A 16492-nucleotide genomic window follows, 5' to 3' on the forward strand; every position below is an offset into this window, starting at 1 on the left:
CCGCGCTACCGGCGGATTGCTGACCTTCCGGAGTCGCTCGGGCCTGCGCCGTGCCCGCTGCGGTAGGCGCTCGGGCTCACGCCGTGCTCGCCGCGGAAGACCACCGCGAACTGACCGGCGCTGCGATAGCCGCAGCGCGCGGCGACCGTGGCGATCGGCAACGTCGTCGCGGTGAGCAGCTCGGCGGCGGTGCGGGCCCGGAGCCGGCGGAGATATCTGCTCGGGGTGAGGCCGGTGGTCGCGGCGAACGTACGGATGAAGTGGAACTTGCTCACGTTGACGACCGAGGCCAGGTCGTCGACGGTGAGATCGTCGGCCAGGTGGGCGCGCATGTAATCGGTGAGCTGCTCGATCTGCCGGGCGCCCAGTGCCCGGGCTGTGCCGTCCGGGGGCGCGGCCGCTGCCCGGGCCCGCAGGTCCAGATGAGCGACCAGCGCCTGGGCCACGGAGTCGGCATAGAGCGTCGGCCCGCCGGCGTGCAGCGCGCGCAGGAGTGCCCAGGCGCCCGCGGACAGGAACGGATCGGTCAGCGTCGTCTCGCCCGGGACGGGCACCTCTCCCGCGGCGTCCGTCTCGAGGTGCAACTGCAGCGACCGCATCGGCATGTCCGAGGTGGCGAACCAGCGCACGCGGGCATCCTGGCCGGATCCGACGACGCAGAGCGAGCCGGGCCCACGGAGGTCACGGTGCCAGGCGCCCCGGTGCCGGCGCTCGAGGGTGAACTCACCGCTGGTGATCAGGACCAGCAGCAACCGGTCGGGCCGGATCGTGAACTCCTCGGCGCGCGGCGGGTCGGCGTACGTCACCGCCTCGACGGTCTTCCACCCCAGCTGCGCGCTCGAGACGAGCATCCGTGACGGCATGCCCTCCCGCGTCCGGCCGATTCCCATGCCTTCCATGATCCACGAAGCTGCCGGCATCCCGGCGGGAGCGGGCACGGTGGCCACTTGAGCGGATCGTGCGGGGAACTCCTAGGGTGGGGCGCGTGCGGAACGGTGATCACATACACGCGTGCACGCTGCCGTCGGTGCCGCTCAGGACCAGCCAGGAACTCGGCTGGCTGTCGGCCGACGTGGGCGTGTACGCGGCGCCGTCGGTGCGGGTCGAGTACCGTCCGGAGTTCGCGAAGCCGATGATCCACGTGGCTGTCAGCGGGCGGTACGACTGGGCCGTGCGATCCCGGGGGCGGTGGCAGGTCGTCGACCGCGGACCCGGTTCGATCGCGGTCGCCCTGCCCGGCGAGTTCGGGCACATGCGCTGGCGCAGCACCTCGGACGTACCGCTGCGGTCACTGCACGTGCACCTGGACCCCTCGGCGGCCGGCGAACGGCCGATGGCGCCGGCGGTGGGCGTGCGCGACCCGTTCCTCTCCGCCGGTGTCCAGGCGCTCGCACGGGCGCTGCGCGCCGGCGGGCCGGCCATCTACGCGGATTCGGTCGCCCAGACCCTGGCCATCCACCTGGCCTGGGGAAACCGGCTGCCGGTGCCTCACCGGGAGCCACGGCTGAGCAAGCAGCAGGTGGACCGGCTCACCGACTACATGCAGGCCCGGCTGGCGGAGAACATCACCGTGGACGACCTCGCGGCGATCGCCGGGGTCAGCAGGTTCCACTTCATCCGGGTCTTCTCCGCGAGCACCGGCCACACCCCCTACCAGTATCTGCGCCGACTGCGGATGGCGGCCGCCGCCGAGCTGCTGCACCACACCACGCAGCCGATCGTCCAGATCGCGCTCGCGTGCGGTTACCGCAGCCCCGGCCAGTTCGCCGCCGCGTTCCGCCGGGAGTACGGCGTCAGCCCCACCCGCCACCGCGGTCAGGCACCGGACCCACGGCCTCGGCCGGGCGCGTGACCGCACCGTTCGGGTGAGCGCGGCCCCGCGAACGTGGCGGGTGCGCCGGCCGCGGCCGGCCTGAGTCGCTCGTAGCGCAACAACGGGCGCGCGTCGCCGAGCGTCCGCCCGGTGGACACGCAATATCGGGGGCATTCACGGACGTACGGATGCCGGGGCTTGATAGTCAGACCATGATCTTGCGTTCGCGCACCGTGCTGACCGGGTCGCCGCCGCAGTGGCGACCGTAGGGCCGGTGAAGGCCGGAGCCGGGCCGGCGCTCGCGCGACCGCCGGCCGTACCGGCGTTGCACGCTTCCGTCACGGCCGGGCGCCGCTCGTGGATCGTCACGCTGCTGCTGTGTCTCCTGCTGGGGATGTTCGGCGCCCATCGGTTCTACACCGGCAAGATCGGCACGGGCGTCCTGATGCTGCTCACCCTGGGCGGGTTCGGCATCTGGGCCCTCCTCGACCTGTTCCTGATCGCTCTCGGCTGGTACGCCGACCGGGACGGCGCCCCGCTGACGTGATGCGGCGAGCTCGCGGGAAACGCCCGTCGGCCACGGCCGGTCAGCGCGTCGTGCCGATCGTGCTCATGTGCGTCTCCGCCCAGCGCTTGAGTTCGCGCAGCGGTGCCACGAGCGTGTCGCCGAGTGCCGTCAGGGAGTAGTGCACGGCCGGTGGACTGGTGGGCTCCACCCGCCGGTGGGCGAGGCCGTCGACCTCGAGCTGGCGAAGCGTGCGGGTGAGCATCTTCTGCGAGACGCCGGGCATGCGGCGCAGCAGGTCTGCGTGGCACCGGCGACAGCGACCGGACGGCGGGCGGCTACGACGCGCAGAGCCTCGCCGTCGACCAGGTGCGCCTCCTGGACGAGCTCGCACTCGGCGCGGCCCACGTCGTCGGCTTCGACTTCGGCGCCGCACCCGCCTTCGCGCTCGCGGCCGCCCACCCCGACCGGGTCCTCAGCCTTACGATCATGGAGGCGGTCATCGCCGGGCTGGCCGGCGCGGAGTCGTTCCTCAGCGGCGGCGGACCGTGGTGGTTCGGGTTCCACCAGGCACCGGCCGGCCTCGCCGAGGACGTGATGGCCGGCGCCGAGGACCGCTACATCCGCTTCTTCCTCGGCAACGGGTCCCGCCGCGGCGTACCCGAGGATCTGACCCGCAGCATCGTCCGCGCCTACACCGGGCCGGCCAGCCTCCGCGCCGCCTTCGAGCAATACCGCGCGATGCCGGCCAACGCGCGGTGGAACCGGTCCTGGGCCGAGCACGGCCGGCTGCGCAGGCCGGTGACGGCCGTCGGCGCCGCGGCCGTCCGGGACGCCACCGCACGTCAGCTCTGCCTGGTCGCCGACGACTTCCAGGAGCACCTGCTCCCGGACAGCGGCCACATCGTCCCGATCGACGCCCCCGAGGCCGTCGCCTCGATCGTCGCGGCCAGGGCGTCGTCGGTACGGCATCCGTGAGGCGGCCGCTCCACCGCGCGACCGGCCGGCCGGTCGCTCCACCGCGCGCCGGTCCGACCGGTCGCTCCGGTCACGCCGGGCGGGTCGGCAGCCCGTCGATGCCCGGTCCCGCCCAGCTGCGCTGGTCGTGAGGTCTGCACCGTGCCACGGAGCCCGGCGCGCGGGCAACCGGAATTGCCGGCCGCGGGGGCGGGCCGAGGCTCGACCACGGCTCGGCCATGTCGGCCCGTCCCGTACGCATGGAAACCGGCTCAACAGGGTATGTGAGGTCTGCGGCTCTGATCCGGCCTTCGGCCGGACCGGCATCGCCGCCACACCGATCGGACGCCAGGGGGCGGCGTCGCCGAGGACCGGCCGTCAGGCCGAGCGTCACTCCGGCATGAGCGTTGATCGCACCGGTGTATTTCCGCAAGCGGAACACACCCCCCGTGGAGAGGTAATCCGATGGCGTCCTCGTCGTTGCTCAACCGTGTCATGGCCTTCTTCCGCAGTCCGCAGGGCCGTCAGCTGGTCGATCGGGGCCGGGAGGGCCTGAACCGCCGTGGCGGCCAGGGCCGGCCGGGCGCGAACCACCCTGGCAGTGGGGGGAAGCTCGGTTCCCTCCTCTCCCGGTTCAACCGCCCGCGCTGATCGCACCCCCGGTGCCGCCCGCTCCGCCGAGGAACTCGCTCGGCGTACCGGAGCAGGCCCGGGCGATCGAAAGGTCGCGGCGGCCCGCCGGGCCGCGGCGACCGGTAAGCCCTCATCACGAAGCAAGGACAAGGTGCCATGACTACAGGAACGTGCGTCAGGAAGGCCGTGGTGGTGGCGACGCTGCGAGCGCGGGATCTACACGGCAGGGCCGACTGGGTCGACAAGGAGCTGCCCACGCTCATCGACACGGCGACCAACGCCTCGCTGCTGCAGACCCTCGGCATCAACCTCGCGTCCCTGGCACCGGATGCGTGGCCCGTCGCGGGCGAACTTCACTCCCGGTAGGGCGAGCCGCGGCGAGGCCGCGGGCGGCGTCCTGCTCACCGCGGCACTCGTCCGCCTGCCGGCCACGCCGTGAGGTGAGCCGGCGCCCACACTCCCGCGACGCCGGGCGACGGTCCGCGGCCGGCAGGGGTGCCCTGCCGGTACACCCATCGCCAGGAACTCCCTGCCGGTCGCCGGAAACGGTTTGCTGGTGGCCGGCGGGCGGCACTGCCGTCACGGAGGCATCGCTTCGTCGAGCGTGCTCGACTCCGACGACGAGGAAACCCCGGCCGCCGCCCTCCGGCAGGGGGAGCGCTTGCTCCCACGAGACAGGGGCACCGGATGCGGACGCCCCCGACCTCCGACAGGAGCGACTCCGCCATGCGCCTCGCCCGACGCACCGTGTCGCACGATCGATCCCGTACCGGCCTCGGCAAGCCGGTATCGGCGTTCCTGGCCGTCGCGCTGACGCTGATCGTGGTCCCCGCCGAGCCCGCGCGGGCGCACCACGGGTTCGACGACTTCGACACGGATCGTCTCTACTACCTCGCGGGTACGGTCTCCGACGTCCGCTGGGGTGATCCGCACTCCTACTTCAGACTCACGCTGGACCGCGATCGCCCCGCGGACACGCCCGATCTGGCCCTGCCCGAGCAGCTGCAGGCTCCGGAGGACAGCGGCCCGATCAACGCCGCCCCGTCCTACGGCGGCTCCCATGACGAGCTGGAGGTCGTCATCGCGCCGCCGAGCTACACGGGACGGTGGGGTCTGGACCGGCCGCTCGCCGACGGTGAGCGGGTCGAGGCCGTCGGCTACGTCGGCCGGAGCCACGACGACGAGTTCCGTCCCGTCGTCTTCTGGTTCGAGAACGGGACGCCGGTCAACCAGGTGCTCGGCAGCCAACTGCCGGCCAGGCCACTGCCGGTCCCGTACCCCGACGACGACAACCGGGAGCGTGACACGGCGGCCGCCGCGCGGGCGCCCGACCGTCCGTCCGCCCTTGCGGTGTGGGGCACCGCCGGTGGTGTCCTGGTGGCCGGCGTGCTGGGCGCGGCGCTCTACCTGCGGGCCCGCTCGCGGCGGTCCGGCGGGAGCGCGTCATGAACTCCTTCCTCTCGTGGCTCGAAGGCGGCCCGGTCACCGAGGCCATCCGTGGCACGCCCTACCTGTACCCGGTGCTCGGCAGCCTCCACATCCTCGGCATCGCGCTGCTCGTCGGCCCGACTGCGGCCTTCGATCTTCGGCTGCTCGGGCTCGGGAAGCGGAACCTGCCGGTGACCACCGTGGCCGGGTTTCTGCTCCCGTTGTCCCGACTCGGACTGGTGATCGCGGTGTGCACCGGCGTCCTGATGTTCCTGCCGGGGGCGAGCGTCGTCGTGGAACGCGGCAGCGCTCCGTGGAAGCTCGGCCTTCTTTTGATCGCCGGTGCGAACGTCCTGGTCTTCCACCGGCGCACCTACCGCACCGTGTCCGACTGGGACCTCGGCGAGTCCCCACCCGCGCCGGCCCGGGCCGCGGCTGTCGTCTCCGTGACGTCGTGGGCGGGTGTCACGGTCGCCGGCAGCCTCCTGGCCTACACCTGAACGGCACACACCCGAACGGCACAACCGAGCAGTCCAGCGTACGGCCGTGTCCGGTCAACGGTCGGTGAGCCGGTCGTCGGGGGCCGGGCGGTGGCCGGTCGCGGCCCGGGAGGCGAGCAGGCGCAGGGCGTCCTCGCGCGGCGCGTGGTGAGGAACTCGCGGGCCTCGGCTCGGTTGTCCATGCCATCAGACGGTACGACGGCCGCGGGCGCCGGGATGCCCTGCCGGTACACCCGTGGCCGGTGACTTCCGCCCGGCGATCACGCCACGCCGGTCGAAGTCGGCGCGCGCCGGGTCCGCCCGGCGCCACACCCGGTTGCCGTGCCCTGTCGGTACACCTATCACCAGGAACTTCCTCGTTCGATACCGGCGCGGTGTGCTGGACCGGAGAGAACGACTCCGAGGAGGAAGACCATCATGCGTGGTGTTGTCATGCACGCCCCGGGCGATGTCCGCGTCGAGGAGCGCCCGGATCCGCGGATCGAGCAGCCCACCGACGCGATCATCAAGGTGTCGGCGGCCTGCGTGTGCGGCTCCGACCTGTGGCCGTACCGGGGCATCGAGAAGCTCGACGGCCCGACGCCGATGGGCCACGAGTACGTCGGCGTCGTCGAGGAGGTCGGCAGCGAGGTCACCACTCTCCGGCCGGGCCAGTTCGTCGTCGGCTCGTTCTGGGCCTCCGACAACACGTGCGAGATCTGCCGGTCCGGCTACCAGTCCGGCTGTGTCCACCGGGTTCTGATGGGCACCGTCGGCACCCAGGCGCAGTACGCGCGGATCCCCCTCGCCGACGGCACCCTGGTCGCCACCCCCGAGGTGCCGGCCGCCGACCTGATCCCGAGCTACCTGGCCGCCTCCGACGTGCTGGGCACCGGCTGGTTCGCCGCGGTCGCCGCCGAGGCCGGCCCGGGCCGGACCGTCGCGGTCGTCGGCGACGGTGCCGTCGGCCTGCTCGCGGTCCTGGCCGCCAAGCAGCTCGGCGCCGAGCGGATCATCGCGATGAGCCGCCACGGGTCCCGGCAGAAGCTGGCCCTCGAGTTCGGCGCCACCGACATCGTCACCGAACGCGGCGACGAGGGCATCGAACGGATCAAGCAGCTGACCGGTGGGCTCGGCGCGCACTCGGTCGTCGAGGCCGTCGGCACCCAGGAGTCGATGATGCAGGCCATCAACTCGGCGCGGCACGGCGGGCACGTCGGATTCGTCGGCGTCACCCACGACGTGGCCCTGCCCGGCATGGACCTGTTCGGCGCGCTGGTGCACCTGCACGGCGGCCCGGCACCCGTACGCCGGTTCCTGCCCGGTCTGATGGAGCTGATCGGGGACCGCACCATCGACCCGGGCCGGGTCTTCGACCTCGACCTGCCCCTCGACCGGGCCGCCGAGGGCTATCAGGCCATGGACGAGCGCCGCGCCGTCAAGACACTGCTGCGCCCGTAACGCGTCCGACGACGCCGGATCGCGCGGCAGCCGACACGCTCGAGGCGTTCTTCGCCAAGCGTCTCGCGAGGTGACGCACCCGCGGGACAGCGTCTCCCGAGACTCAACGGATCGACCCGGTGCGGATGTCCGCGCCGGCTCGTCAATCGACATGTGAGGTCCACGTCCATGGAACGTCGCACAGCACTCGGACTCATCGCCGCCACCGGCGCGGCCACCGCCCTCCCCGCGCTGCCCGCCCTCGGCGCGGAGACCGCCCGTCCCGCGGCTCCCGCCGGGCCGGGCAGGGCCAGGGGCGGCTACACGTTCGCGGTGGACAGGAACGTCACCCGGACCTCGGTGCGGTTCCGGAACCGCTACGGCATCACCGTCGCCGGCGACCTCTACCTGCCGAGGAACGCCCGCGGCAGGCTGCCCGCCCTGGCGGTCAGCGGCCCGTTCGGCGCGGTCAAGGAACAGTCCTCGGGGCTCTACGCCAACGAGTTCGCCCGCCGCGGCTACGCCACCCTCGCCTTCGACCCGTCCTTCACCGGCGAGAGCGGGGGCACGGTGCGCGACGTGGCGTCGCCCGACGTCTACACCGAGGACTTCAGCGCCGCCGTCGACTTCCTCGGCCTGCAGCGGATCGTCGACCGCGAGCGCATCGGCGCGCTGGCCGTCTGCGGCCTGAGCGGGATGGCGCTCACCGCCGCGGCCGCGGACAGCCGGATCAAGGCGGTCGCCACGGCCTCGATGTACGACATGTCGCGCAGCATGTCCCGCGGCCACGAGGACTACTACACGCCCGAGCAACGCCGCAAGGTCGTGGAGCACCTCAGCCGGCAGCGCTGGATCGACGCCGAGAACGGCACCTCCGCCCGGCTCTCCCACGAGGTCCCGTTCGACGCCGACGGCAACGTCGCCCCGACCGACCGCGTGCTGCCCGTGACCCTGCCGGCGGACGCCGACCCGGTCACGGCGAGTTTCTTCGACTACTACCGCACCGAACGCGGCTACCACCCGCGCTCGATCAACTCCACCACCGCGTGGACCGCGACCACGCCGATGTCGTTCTTCGCCTTCCCGCTGATGACGAACCTCGACCTGCTCGCGCCCCGCAAGGCCCTGCTGGTCGCCGGCGCGAACGCGCACTCGCGCCACTACTCCGAGGACGTGCGCGCCCAGGCCCCCGACACCGTCGAGCTCGTCGTCGTCCCGGGCGCGGACCACGTCGACCTGTACGACCGCACGGACCGGATCCCCTTCGACCGGCTCGACGAGTTCTTCACCGCGAACCTCGCCGAGTGACGTGACGCACCGATGTGGAGGCAACGATGAGAAGAGCACTCGCCGCACTCGCCCTGCCGCTCCTCGCCCTGGCCGGAGCTCCCGCGGCCGGCGCGGACCGGGACGACCGGAGCAAGAAGCAGACGATCACCCGTAGCGAGGACCAGACGTCCACCGTGGGCCCGCTGGACACCTTCACCGGCGAGGTACGCGTCGACACGCTGTTCCCCGCCGGTGCGGCGGCTCCGTACTCGGGCGCGTACGTGACGTTCCAGCCCGGGGCCCGTTCCGCCTGGCACACGCATCCGGCCGGGCAACGGCTGGTGGTGACCGAGGGCGTGGGCCGCACCCAGCAGTGGGGCGGACCGCTGCGGGAGATCCGCGCCGGTGACGTCGTGTGGTGCCCACCCGGCGTCAAGCACTGGCACGGCGCGGCACCGGACAGCGTCATGACCCACATGGCCCTGACCGGCGTACGCGACGAGCGGGCCGTGACCTGGATGGAGCACGTGTCCGACGCGCAGTACCACGGGCACCCGGCCGATGACACGAGCCCGCCGGGCCGCTGAGCGGCCGGTGTGCCACGGTCGCCGTGGCCGGCACCGGTGCCGGTCTACCTCGGACGGATGCCGCCGTAGTACAGCCGGCTGACGACGTGCCGGTCGAGGGCGTCGTTGAACCGCACGGAATAGCGTACGTGGCCGCCGGAGGTCAGGAAGACCAGCAGGCCCTCGCGCAGCGGGCCCAGCACCGATCCCTGCGCGTGCGCCGGCGGCCGCCAGGCGCGGGTGCTCCTGCCGCGTACCGACCGCACGATGTTGCGGGCGACCAGATCGGAGCCGAGGGTGCGGGCGGTGGCGCGCAGCGGGTCGCTGGCCGCCACGTCACCGACGGCCCAGATGCCGTCGTGGCCGGGCACGCTCAGGTCGGACCGCACCCGGACGAAACCGTTCGCGTCCAGCATGCCGGACGGCAGCCACTCCGTGTTGGGGCGGACCCGCCCGGTCGCCCACAGCACGAGCGCGGCGTCCGCCGGCGGCTGGCCGGTGGTGAAGCGAACCGGTCCCGGGGCCGGTGACATGTCGGCCGGCGTCTCCGCCCGGTGGCGGGGATGCAGCTGCACGCCGAGCCGCTCGAGCCGGGACCGCACCACGTCCCAGACCCGGGGGTGATGACTCGTCAGGCCGCGGTCGCCCGGGAAGTAGACCGACACCCGCGTCCCCGGGAACGCCTCGGCGAGCTGAGCGGCGGTGCCCATCGCGGACGGCCCGCCGCCGACGACGGCGACCGACTCGGCCGCCGCGACCCGGGCGTGCATCGCCCGCAGGCTCTCGTCGATGCCGGCCTGGTCCTGCACGTCCGGGTGCCGCCAGACGTCGTTGCGGACGCCGGTGGCGATCAGCAGCACGTCGTACGGCTCGCGGGTGGTGGTGCCGTCGGCCGACCGCACGGTGACGGCCCGGGCGTCCTCGTCGAGCCCGGTGAGCGCGCCGTGCACCACCCGGACGCCGTCCAGGGCCGGGAACCGGGAGAACGCGATGTTGTACTGGGCCGCCCACCGCTCGGGCCGGGCCAGCCGCAGGCCGACGTCCCGGCCGCTGAGCCACGCGGACTTGGCGGAGATCCCCACCAGGTCGAGGTCGCGGTGATACCGGGCCAGTCTGACCGCGGCGATGAGCCCGGTGTCACCGAGCCCCGCGACGACGACCCTGACCCGATCGGCTGTTCCTGACACGGTCGACCCTCAATCCGCACGGTGCGCCGGCGCACGCCTCCGGAACCGGTGTGCCGATCCCGCTGAAGAACGAACGGGACGAAGCGGAGGTTCAGTACAACCGAGAAGAAACCCTTCGGTCACCGCACGACCACGCCGTGCGGCCGCGGACGCCGGCAACCCGCCGCCGTGGCGGGGTTGCCGGCCGGTGCCGGTGTCAGCCGAGGGGGAGGCCGGCGAGGAGCGAGTAGGTGACGGGGTTGGCGTACTCGTCGATGTGGGTGATCTGCTCGTCGCGGATCTCGAACTTGAAGACGTAGACGTTCCGGTACGCGGTGCCGGTGCCGGCCTGCACGAGGTCTCCCTCGGCCTGGACGAACACCGTGCCGCCGTCGGCGTCGACCGAGTACCGCTTGTTGAGCAGGACCACGCGCGAGAATCTGGTCACGATGGTGGTGAGGTACGCGAGGACCTCGGGCTTGCCGTTGAACGCGTAGAACGGGTCCGGCTTCCCGGTGTTCGAGAAGGGGATCAGCTCCACCACGTCGTCCGCCAGGTGGCGTTCGATCAGCGAGATGTCGTGCTTCTCGAGTGCCTCGAAGAAGGTCTTGGCCAGGTCGAGCGGCGCAAGGCGATCGTTGCTCATGACGGCTCCAGTCGGGCGGTGTGCCCTTGATCGGTTGGTGCGCCAAGTCTGGGTGGGGCTCGCCGACGGGAGCCAGGCACAAAACATCCCCGGTTGGGTGTGCCGCGGGACCGGGACCCCGTTGTCCGGGGATCTTTTGTGCCTGCCACCCGGCTCCGGTCGTACCACAGGGTGGTGGGCATGACGATTGAGCTTCTGATCGGCGCAGCCGACCACACCGTCCCGATCACGGTCCAGCAGCGGAGCTCGCTCGCGCCCGCCGACGCCTTCCGGTTGATCATGCCCATCGACCTGCCGACCGTGTTCCACCGCGTCGGGCCCTTCCCCGGGGTCCGGTCGGTGATCAATCAGACCGAGCCGTGGGATCATGCCGGCCCCACCCGCAACCCGCAGTTCGAGGACGGGTCGCAGGCCGACGAGCAGCTGACCGAGTGCGTCGACGGGGTGAGTTTCGCCTACCAGCTGACCGGGTTCACCAATGTGCTCTCGCGGCTGGCCGCCGGCGTACGCGGGGAGTGGAATTTCAATCCGGACGGCGACGGCACGCTGATCCGGTGGACCTACGAGTTCAAGCCGCTGCCGGGGCGGCGGTGGATCGTCGCCGGCCCGTTCGCACCGCTCTGGCGCCGGTACATGGTGGTCGCGCTCGACCGGATGGTGCGGTGGAGCGAAGCGGCCGTGAAGACCCCGGTGGCCTGAGCGCTCACGACGCCCGGCGATCGGCCCGATCGCCGGGGCGAGGCTACCGTCCGCTGTCGGTTCCTGACCCGCTGGTCCTTCCCGGGTCGGCTCGGGTGCGGGCGCGTCCCACCGTGGGACGGCAGGCACGCCGCTGACCTCGGAGGACCGGGTGCGACGCTCGTCCGCCCCGCCTCCACATCTGCATGAAATGATGATCCACTCCGCTGAACCCCTCCTCTACGGTGGGATTGCCGATCGGTCAACCCTACGGTTGTCGCACAACGACGGAGGATTGAGGTGGACCGGGCGCTGCTGGCGGATTTCCTGCGGGCACGACGCGAGGCGCTGCAGCCGGAGGACGTCGGGTTGCCACGCGGTCCGCGCCGGCGCACGGGCGGGCTGCGGCGTGAGGAGGTGGCGGCGCTGGCCGGCATGTCGGCCGACTACTACGGCCGCATCGAGCAGCAGCGCGGCCCCATGCCGTCCGTGCCCATCCTCGCCGCGCTGGCCCGCGCACTGCATCTCAACGCGAGCGAACGGGACCACCTCTTCGCGCTCGGCGGGCACTCCGTGCCGCGCCGCCCGCTGATCGAGGATCGCGCCAGTCCCACCATGAAGCGCATCATCGAGCGACTCCCGGACGTGCCCGCGATGGTGATGTCGCACCTGGGCGAGACGCTGCTGCAGACGCGGCCGGCGACGTCCCTGCTCGGCGACTTCACCCGGTTCAGCGGCCTGTCGCGCTACCTGGTCTATCGCTGGTTCACCGATCCGGCGACCCGCGACCTCTATCCGCCGGAGGACCACCCCGAACGTGGCCGCGTCTTCACCGCGGAGATCCGGGCCGCGTACACCGCCGATCCGCACGGCAGGGCGGGCGAGATCGTCGCGGCGCTGCTCGCGGAGAGCCCCGAGTTCGCCGAGGTCTGGAAGCTGCACGAGGTGGGGGTGGTGCACCACCTCGACCTCAAGCGATACCGCCACGCCGAGCTGGGCGAGCTCGAACTCTACTGCCAGATCGTGATCGACCCCGACCAGGCGCAGTGGCTGCTGCTGTTCACCGCGGTGCCCGGCACGCCGAGCGACGAGAAACTCCAGCTCCTGTCGGCGGTCCGGAGCTGATCCCGCCGGCCGCGTGGTGATCCCCGGACGAATCGTCCGGGGATCGTGCTATTACGCTGTCTCGCCCGGGTGGCTCCGGCAGCACCGGGTCGGGCGGCCGGCGGATGCTGTGCCGTCCCGACGGGCCGGACCGCGTCCGGCCTCCCGGTGGTGAGCACGGCACTGGAGGCGCGTTGTCCCACGACGAAGAAGACGATCCGGCCGGGGACGTCGAGTCGTACCTGCGGCGGCTGGCCGTCGTGGTCGAGTCCGCGAACGCCGCGCCGGGACCGGCCGGCATCGCGTCGGCCCTGGCCGATGCCCAGCGCGTCGCCGCCTGGGCGCTGCGATCGGCCGTGCGCCTCGGACGCGCGCGGGGACTCAGCTGGCGGCAACTCGCTGAGCTGCTCGACATCCCCGCCTCGACCCTGCACCGTCAGTATCTCGGCTGGGCGTTGCTGACCGGCCTGGCCCGCAAGTCGATGATCGCGGCCGATCCGCACCGTCCGGGCCGGTTCCGGATGCTGCGGTCACTGCGGGCGTACGGCGAGCGCGTCATGGCCGCCGGCCGGCTGGCGTCCGTGCAGAACCTGCTGCTGCGCTGGCTGGCCGACGTCGAGCTACGACTCCGGGAATGCCCGCGGGGCGACGAGCTCACGGCGATCGAGCGGCAGATCGTCGCGGAGATGGACAACCTGCGGTACGCGGTGACCGTGGCCGCGGCCCGCCACCACCCGCTGCATCCGACCCTGGCCGTCCTGCTCGCCCGTTTCCTGGCCAACACGTTCGACCTGGCCGAGGTCGGACACCTGCTCCCCGACGTACTGAGCACACCGGCCGCGTCGCCGCCGGACCGCGCGCACGCGTTGGTGCTGCTCGCCCAGAACGACGCGCGCCGAGGCGACCGCGAGGCCGCGGTGCGTCACTCCGACCGCGCGCTCGAACTCGCTCACGGGATCGGCGACAACTACACGCTGGCGCTCGCGCTCACCAGCGTCATGATGACGCGCGGCTCGACCGGTGACCTGGCCGGCGGAATCCGGGCCGGCGAGGAGCTCATCGCGCTCCTGCGCCGGACGGCCCGACCGGACATGACGGGCCCGATCCTCAGCAAGCAGGCATGGCTGCTCATCGGAAGCGGAGACCTGCCGGCGGCACGCGAGGCAATCACCGAATCCATCCAGCTGTACGAATCGCAGACCGACCGGTCGCTGCCGCTCGCCGACCGCTTCGCCAACCACCACGGGATGACGGTGTTGCACAACGCCGCCATGACCGCCGTCCTGCAACGGGACGACACCACCGCCGCCGAGTACGTCAGGGCCGTGCTCACCATGCCGGTGCCCGACCGCGACTACGTCCTCGGCGCCGTCGAGTGCGCGGCACTCATCGCGGCCCGTCGCGGACGGTACGCACTCGCCGTCACCCTGATAGCCGGGACGACCGCGGTGGGCCACCCGGTGCACTCGCTCTGGACCCGGGAGCTGGACGCGGCGACCACGGCCGCACGGCGGGCCATCGGTCCCACGGCGGCGCGAGCCGCGGCGGCGGAGGGCGCGTCGCTGACCGTCGAACAGCTCATCGCACTGGCGCTCCGCGGCGACACGCTGCTCGGTGACGACCCGGCCGGTGTCCTCACGCGCCGGGAGCTCGCCGTGGCCCGGCGGGTGGCCGGCGGCCTCACCAACGGCCAGATCGCCAACGAACTGCACATCAGCGTGCGTACGGTGGCCAGCCACCTGGCGAACATCCGCACGAAGCTCGGCGTCCGCAGCCGGGTCGACGTGGCCCTGTGGGTCGCCCGGGCCGAGCGCGGCCCGCGGCCTCTGCCGTTCGCTCCGGCGAAAGCGGTGTGCGCCGGGGCGAAAGCGGGTTCCGCCGCGTCCGGCGAAGGTGAGGAGGACAGACACACCGTTGGAAGGACCGGAAAGTGACATCAGTCGACACCGTTCGTGGGCCGGTTCCGGTCGGGGAACTCGGGACCGTGCTCATGCACGAGCACGTCTTCGTGATCAGCGACGAGTTCCGGCGCGCCGAACCGGAGACCTGGGACGAGGACGAGCGGGTCGCGGACGCGGTACGACGGCTGACGGCGCTCGCCGCGACCGGCGTGACGACGATCGCCGACCCGACCGTGATCGGTCTCGGCCGCGACGTGGCCCGCATCGCCCGGGTGAACGCGCGGGTGGACCTGAACATCGTGGTGGCGGCCGGCGTCTACACGCTGTCCGACATCCCGGATCACCTGCGGTACCACGGCCCGGGCACGCTGCTGGGCGGGCCGGAGCCGATGGTCGCGCTGTTCGTCCGGGAGCTCACCGAGGGGATCGCGGACACGGGCATCCGGGCGGCGTTCCTGAAGTGCGCGATCGAGGACCGGCTGACCCCGGGGGTGGAGCGGGTGCTCCGGGCCACGGCCCAGGCCGCCGTACGCACGGGCGCGCCGATCACCGTGCACACCAACCCGGGCGCGGGCACCGGGCTGGTCGCGCAGGAGGTGCTGCGCGGCGAGGGCGTGGACCTGACCACGGTGGTGATCGGGCACAGCGGGGACAGCACCGACCTGGACCACCTGCGCCGGGTCGCCGACAACGGCTCGTACCTGGGCATGGACCGGTTCGGGCTGGACGTGCTGCTGCCCGGCGACAAGCGGGTGGAGACCGTTGCGGCGCTGGCTCGGGACGGTTACGCCGACCGGATGGTGCTGTCGCACGACGCGTCCTGCCACATCGACTGGTTCCCGCCGGGCGTACGCGAGCAGGCGCTGCCCAACTGGCACTACGGCCACCTGCACGAGGTCGTGCTGCCGGCGCTGCGCGCGTCCGGCGTGACCGAGCAGCAGCTCACCACGATGCTGGTGGACAACCCCCGCAGGTACTTCACCCGGGCGGTCTAGGACCGCGCGTCGCGGGGCGGGACGCCGAACTCGGCGCGGAACGCGGTCGTGAAGGACGCGTGGCTGCCGAAACCGCAGGAGCGGGCGATGCCGCCGATCGACGTCCGGGACCACGCGGGGCTGGCCAGCCGGGAGCGGGCGAGCAACAGCCGCTCCCGGCGGATCAGGTCGCGGGGTGTGGTGCCGGCGTCCCGCAGCACCTGCTGGAGGTAGCGGGGCGACCAGCCCAGCGCGCGGGCGACCACGGTGACGTCGAGGCCGGGCTCGGCGGCGTGCTGCCGGACGTACCGCCGGATCTCGGTCTCGACGAGTGCGCGCCGATCGGCCGGTGCGGCGGCGCCACCACCCTCGGCGGCCAGGCAGACCAGGTCGAGGAGGCGGTCGCAGGTCAGGTCGAACGCCGCGCCGGAGAGCAGCTGACGCTCCTGGTGGATGCTGGTGACCAACTGCCGGACGACGCGGCCCAGGCCGGTGCGGGCGTCGATCCGCCGGGACCCGGCGGTCAGGGCGCGGCTGCGTCCCGCGACGGCGTCCTCGGGCACGATCAGGGCGATGGACCGGAAGTCGTCCTGGTGTGTGAAGGTCAGCGGACGGTCCAGGTCGCACAGCACCATCGCCTCGGGGCCGATCTGCGCCGCGGTCCGGTCCTGTTCCATCCCGGCGCTGCCGGTGAGCGGGACCAGCAGTTCGAAACGGCCGCGCGGGTCGGCGCGGATGTGGCGGGACTGGCGGCTCACGAACTGCCGGCCACCACCACAGAACGCCACACCGTACGAGGAGGTCCGGCGAACCTCGAGGCGGCTGGACCATGGTGCGTCCCGGTCCGGCACGGTGATCCGCATCGCGCCGTGCAGGTCCGCGAACGCCTGCTGCCAATCACTGACCGAGGTCGTCGCAGTGGATGTCACAAGT

The 16492-nt window shown here is 72.5% G+C and carries 18 protein-coding genes; 13 read left to right on the forward strand and 5 right to left on the reverse strand.

The features are described 5' to 3' along the window. Positions 1-5 precede the first annotated feature (5 nt). Entirely contained in the window at positions 6-890 is an 885-nt protein-coding gene (locus J2S44_RS36920; protein ID WP_310424079.1) for a helix-turn-helix domain-containing protein, read from the reverse strand. A 137-nt stretch (positions 891-1027) separates the two neighbouring features. Between J2S44_RS36920 and J2S44_RS36925 the strand changes: the two genes are divergently transcribed. Together J2S44_RS36925 and J2S44_RS36930 are read left to right on the forward strand one after the other, a co-directional pair. Then, positions 1028-1852: a helix-turn-helix domain-containing protein gene (locus J2S44_RS36925; RefSeq protein WP_310424082.1), complete on the forward strand. Its 825-nt coding sequence runs from the start codon at positions 1028-1030 to the stop codon at positions 1850-1852. 235 nt (positions 1853-2087) lie between these two features. Next, entirely contained in the window at positions 2088-2360 is a 273-nt protein-coding gene (locus tag J2S44_RS36930; protein WP_310424085.1) for a TM2 domain-containing protein, read from the forward strand. Positions 2361-2400: 40 nt separating this feature from the next. Here the strand turns inward: J2S44_RS36930 and J2S44_RS36935 are convergent, their stop codons facing one another. After that, entirely contained in the window at positions 2401-2712 is a 312-nt protein-coding gene (locus tag J2S44_RS36935; RefSeq protein ID WP_310424088.1) for a winged helix-turn-helix transcriptional regulator, read from the reverse strand. Between J2S44_RS36935 and J2S44_RS36940 the strand changes: the two genes are divergently transcribed. From J2S44_RS36940 to J2S44_RS36970, 7 genes are all read left to right on the forward strand, one after another. After that, the gene (locus tag J2S44_RS36940; protein WP_310430101.1) at positions 2619-3296 is read left to right on the forward strand and encodes an alpha/beta fold hydrolase; all 678 of its coding nucleotides are present in this window, start codon (positions 2619-2621) and stop codon (positions 3294-3296) included. The two genes, J2S44_RS36935 and J2S44_RS36940, sit on opposite strands and share 94 nt — an antisense overlap. Positions 3297-4064: 768 nt before the next feature. After that, positions 4065-4274: a hypothetical protein gene (locus J2S44_RS36945; RefSeq protein ID WP_310424091.1), complete on the forward strand. Its 210-nt coding sequence runs from the start codon at positions 4065-4067 to the stop codon at positions 4272-4274. A 360-nt stretch (positions 4275-4634) separates the two neighbouring features. Continuing rightward, complete coding sequence (locus tag J2S44_RS36950; RefSeq protein ID WP_310424095.1) at positions 4635-5357, forward strand: DUF6152 family protein; 723 nt, start codon at positions 4635-4637, stop codon at positions 5355-5357. Further along, positions 5354-5836, forward strand: a complete 483-nt coding sequence (locus J2S44_RS36955) for a DUF6644 family protein (protein ID WP_310424098.1) — start codon at positions 5354-5356, stop codon at positions 5834-5836. Before J2S44_RS36950 ends, J2S44_RS36955 begins: the two co-directional genes overlap by 4 nt. Before the next feature lie 417 nt (positions 5837-6253). Further along, positions 6254-7276 carry a zinc-dependent alcohol dehydrogenase family protein gene (locus tag J2S44_RS36960; protein ID WP_310424100.1) on the forward strand — a complete coding sequence of 341 codons (1023 nt, stop codon included), beginning with the start codon at positions 6254-6256 and terminating at the stop codon, positions 7274-7276. Between the two features lie 168 nt (positions 7277-7444). Next, positions 7445-8563, forward strand: coding sequence for an alpha/beta hydrolase (locus J2S44_RS36965; protein WP_310424102.1), 1119 nt, complete (start codon positions 7445-7447; stop codon positions 8561-8563). Between the two features lie 26 nt (positions 8564-8589). Beyond that, positions 8590-9111, forward strand: coding sequence for a (R)-mandelonitrile lyase (locus J2S44_RS36970; protein WP_310424105.1), 522 nt, complete (start codon positions 8590-8592; stop codon positions 9109-9111). A gap of 44 nt (positions 9112-9155) precedes the next feature. On the opposite strand, the gene J2S44_RS36975 is transcribed toward J2S44_RS36970, so the two are convergent. Next, positions 9156-10277: an FAD-dependent oxidoreductase gene (locus J2S44_RS36975; protein WP_310424109.1), complete on the reverse strand. Its 1122-nt coding sequence runs from the start codon at positions 10275-10277 to the stop codon at positions 9156-9158. A gap of 196 nt (positions 10278-10473) precedes the next feature. Next, positions 10474-10902 (reverse strand): nuclear transport factor 2 family protein, encoded by a 429-nt coding sequence (locus tag J2S44_RS36980; protein ID WP_310424112.1) that lies wholly within the window; start codon positions 10900-10902, stop codon positions 10474-10476. Between the two features lie 180 nt (positions 10903-11082). Between J2S44_RS36980 and J2S44_RS36985 the strand changes: the two genes are divergently transcribed. The 4 genes from J2S44_RS36985 (at position 11083) to J2S44_RS37000 (ending at position 15580) form a co-directional block, all read left to right on the forward strand. Continuing rightward, positions 11083-11601, forward strand: a complete 519-nt coding sequence (locus J2S44_RS36985) for an SRPBCC family protein (RefSeq protein WP_310424115.1) — start codon at positions 11083-11085, stop codon at positions 11599-11601. 279 nt (positions 11602-11880) lie between these two features. Further along, on the forward strand, positions 11881-12705 hold the full coding sequence (locus tag J2S44_RS36990) for a helix-turn-helix transcriptional regulator (protein WP_310424117.1): 825 nt from the start codon (positions 11881-11883) through the stop codon (positions 12703-12705). Positions 12706-12878: 173 nt separating this feature from the next. After that, on the forward strand, positions 12879-14618 hold the full coding sequence (locus J2S44_RS36995; protein WP_310424120.1) for a LuxR C-terminal-related transcriptional regulator: 1740 nt from the start codon (positions 12879-12881) through the stop codon (positions 14616-14618). Next, positions 14615-15580: a phosphotriesterase family protein gene (locus tag J2S44_RS37000; RefSeq protein ID WP_310424123.1), complete on the forward strand. Its 966-nt coding sequence runs from the start codon at positions 14615-14617 to the stop codon at positions 15578-15580. The genes J2S44_RS36995 and J2S44_RS37000 overlap by 4 nt, the downstream gene beginning before the upstream one ends. On the opposite strand, the gene J2S44_RS37005 is transcribed toward J2S44_RS37000, so the two are convergent. Further along, the gene (locus tag J2S44_RS37005; RefSeq protein WP_310424126.1) at positions 15577-16488 is read right to left on the reverse strand and encodes an AraC family transcriptional regulator; all 912 of its coding nucleotides are present in this window, start codon (positions 16486-16488) and stop codon (positions 15577-15579) included. The genes J2S44_RS37000 and J2S44_RS37005 overlap by 4 nt on opposite strands. Positions 16489-16492 lie beyond the last annotated feature (4 nt).

The sequence above is a fragment of the Catenuloplanes niger genome, from assembly GCF_031458255.1.
Lineage (GTDB): Bacteria > Actinomycetota > Actinomycetes > Mycobacteriales > Micromonosporaceae > Catenuloplanes > Catenuloplanes niger.

Bases quoted from the DNA above. Each gene is read 5' to 3' on its own strand.
- J2S44_RS36920 (WP_310424079.1), bottom strand. From the start codon at position 890: ATGGGAATCGGCCGGACGCGGGAGGGCATGCCGTCACGGATGCTCGTC.
- J2S44_RS36945 (WP_310424091.1), top strand. From the start codon at position 4,065: ATGACTACAGGAACGTGCGTCAGGAAGGCCGTGGTGGTGGCGACGCTG.
- J2S44_RS36950 (WP_310424095.1), top strand. From the start codon at position 4,635: ATGCGCCTCGCCCGACGCACCGTGTCGCACGATCGATCCCGTACCGGC.
- J2S44_RS36955 (WP_310424098.1), top strand. From the start codon at position 5,354: ATGAACTCCTTCCTCTCGTGGCTCGAAGGCGGCCCGGTCACCGAGGCC.
- J2S44_RS36960 (WP_310424100.1), top strand. From the start codon at position 6,254: ATGCGTGGTGTTGTCATGCACGCCCCGGGCGATGTCCGCGTCGAGGAG.
- J2S44_RS36965 (WP_310424102.1), top strand. From the start codon at position 7,445: ATGGAACGTCGCACAGCACTCGGACTCATCGCCGCCACCGGCGCGGCC.
- J2S44_RS36970 (WP_310424105.1), top strand. From the start codon at position 8,590: ATGAGAAGAGCACTCGCCGCACTCGCCCTGCCGCTCCTCGCCCTGGCC.
- J2S44_RS36980 (WP_310424112.1), bottom strand. From the start codon at position 10,902: ATGAGCAACGATCGCCTTGCGCCGCTCGACCTGGCCAAGACCTTCTTC.
- J2S44_RS36985 (WP_310424115.1), top strand. From the start codon at position 11,083: ATGACGATTGAGCTTCTGATCGGCGCAGCCGACCACACCGTCCCGATC.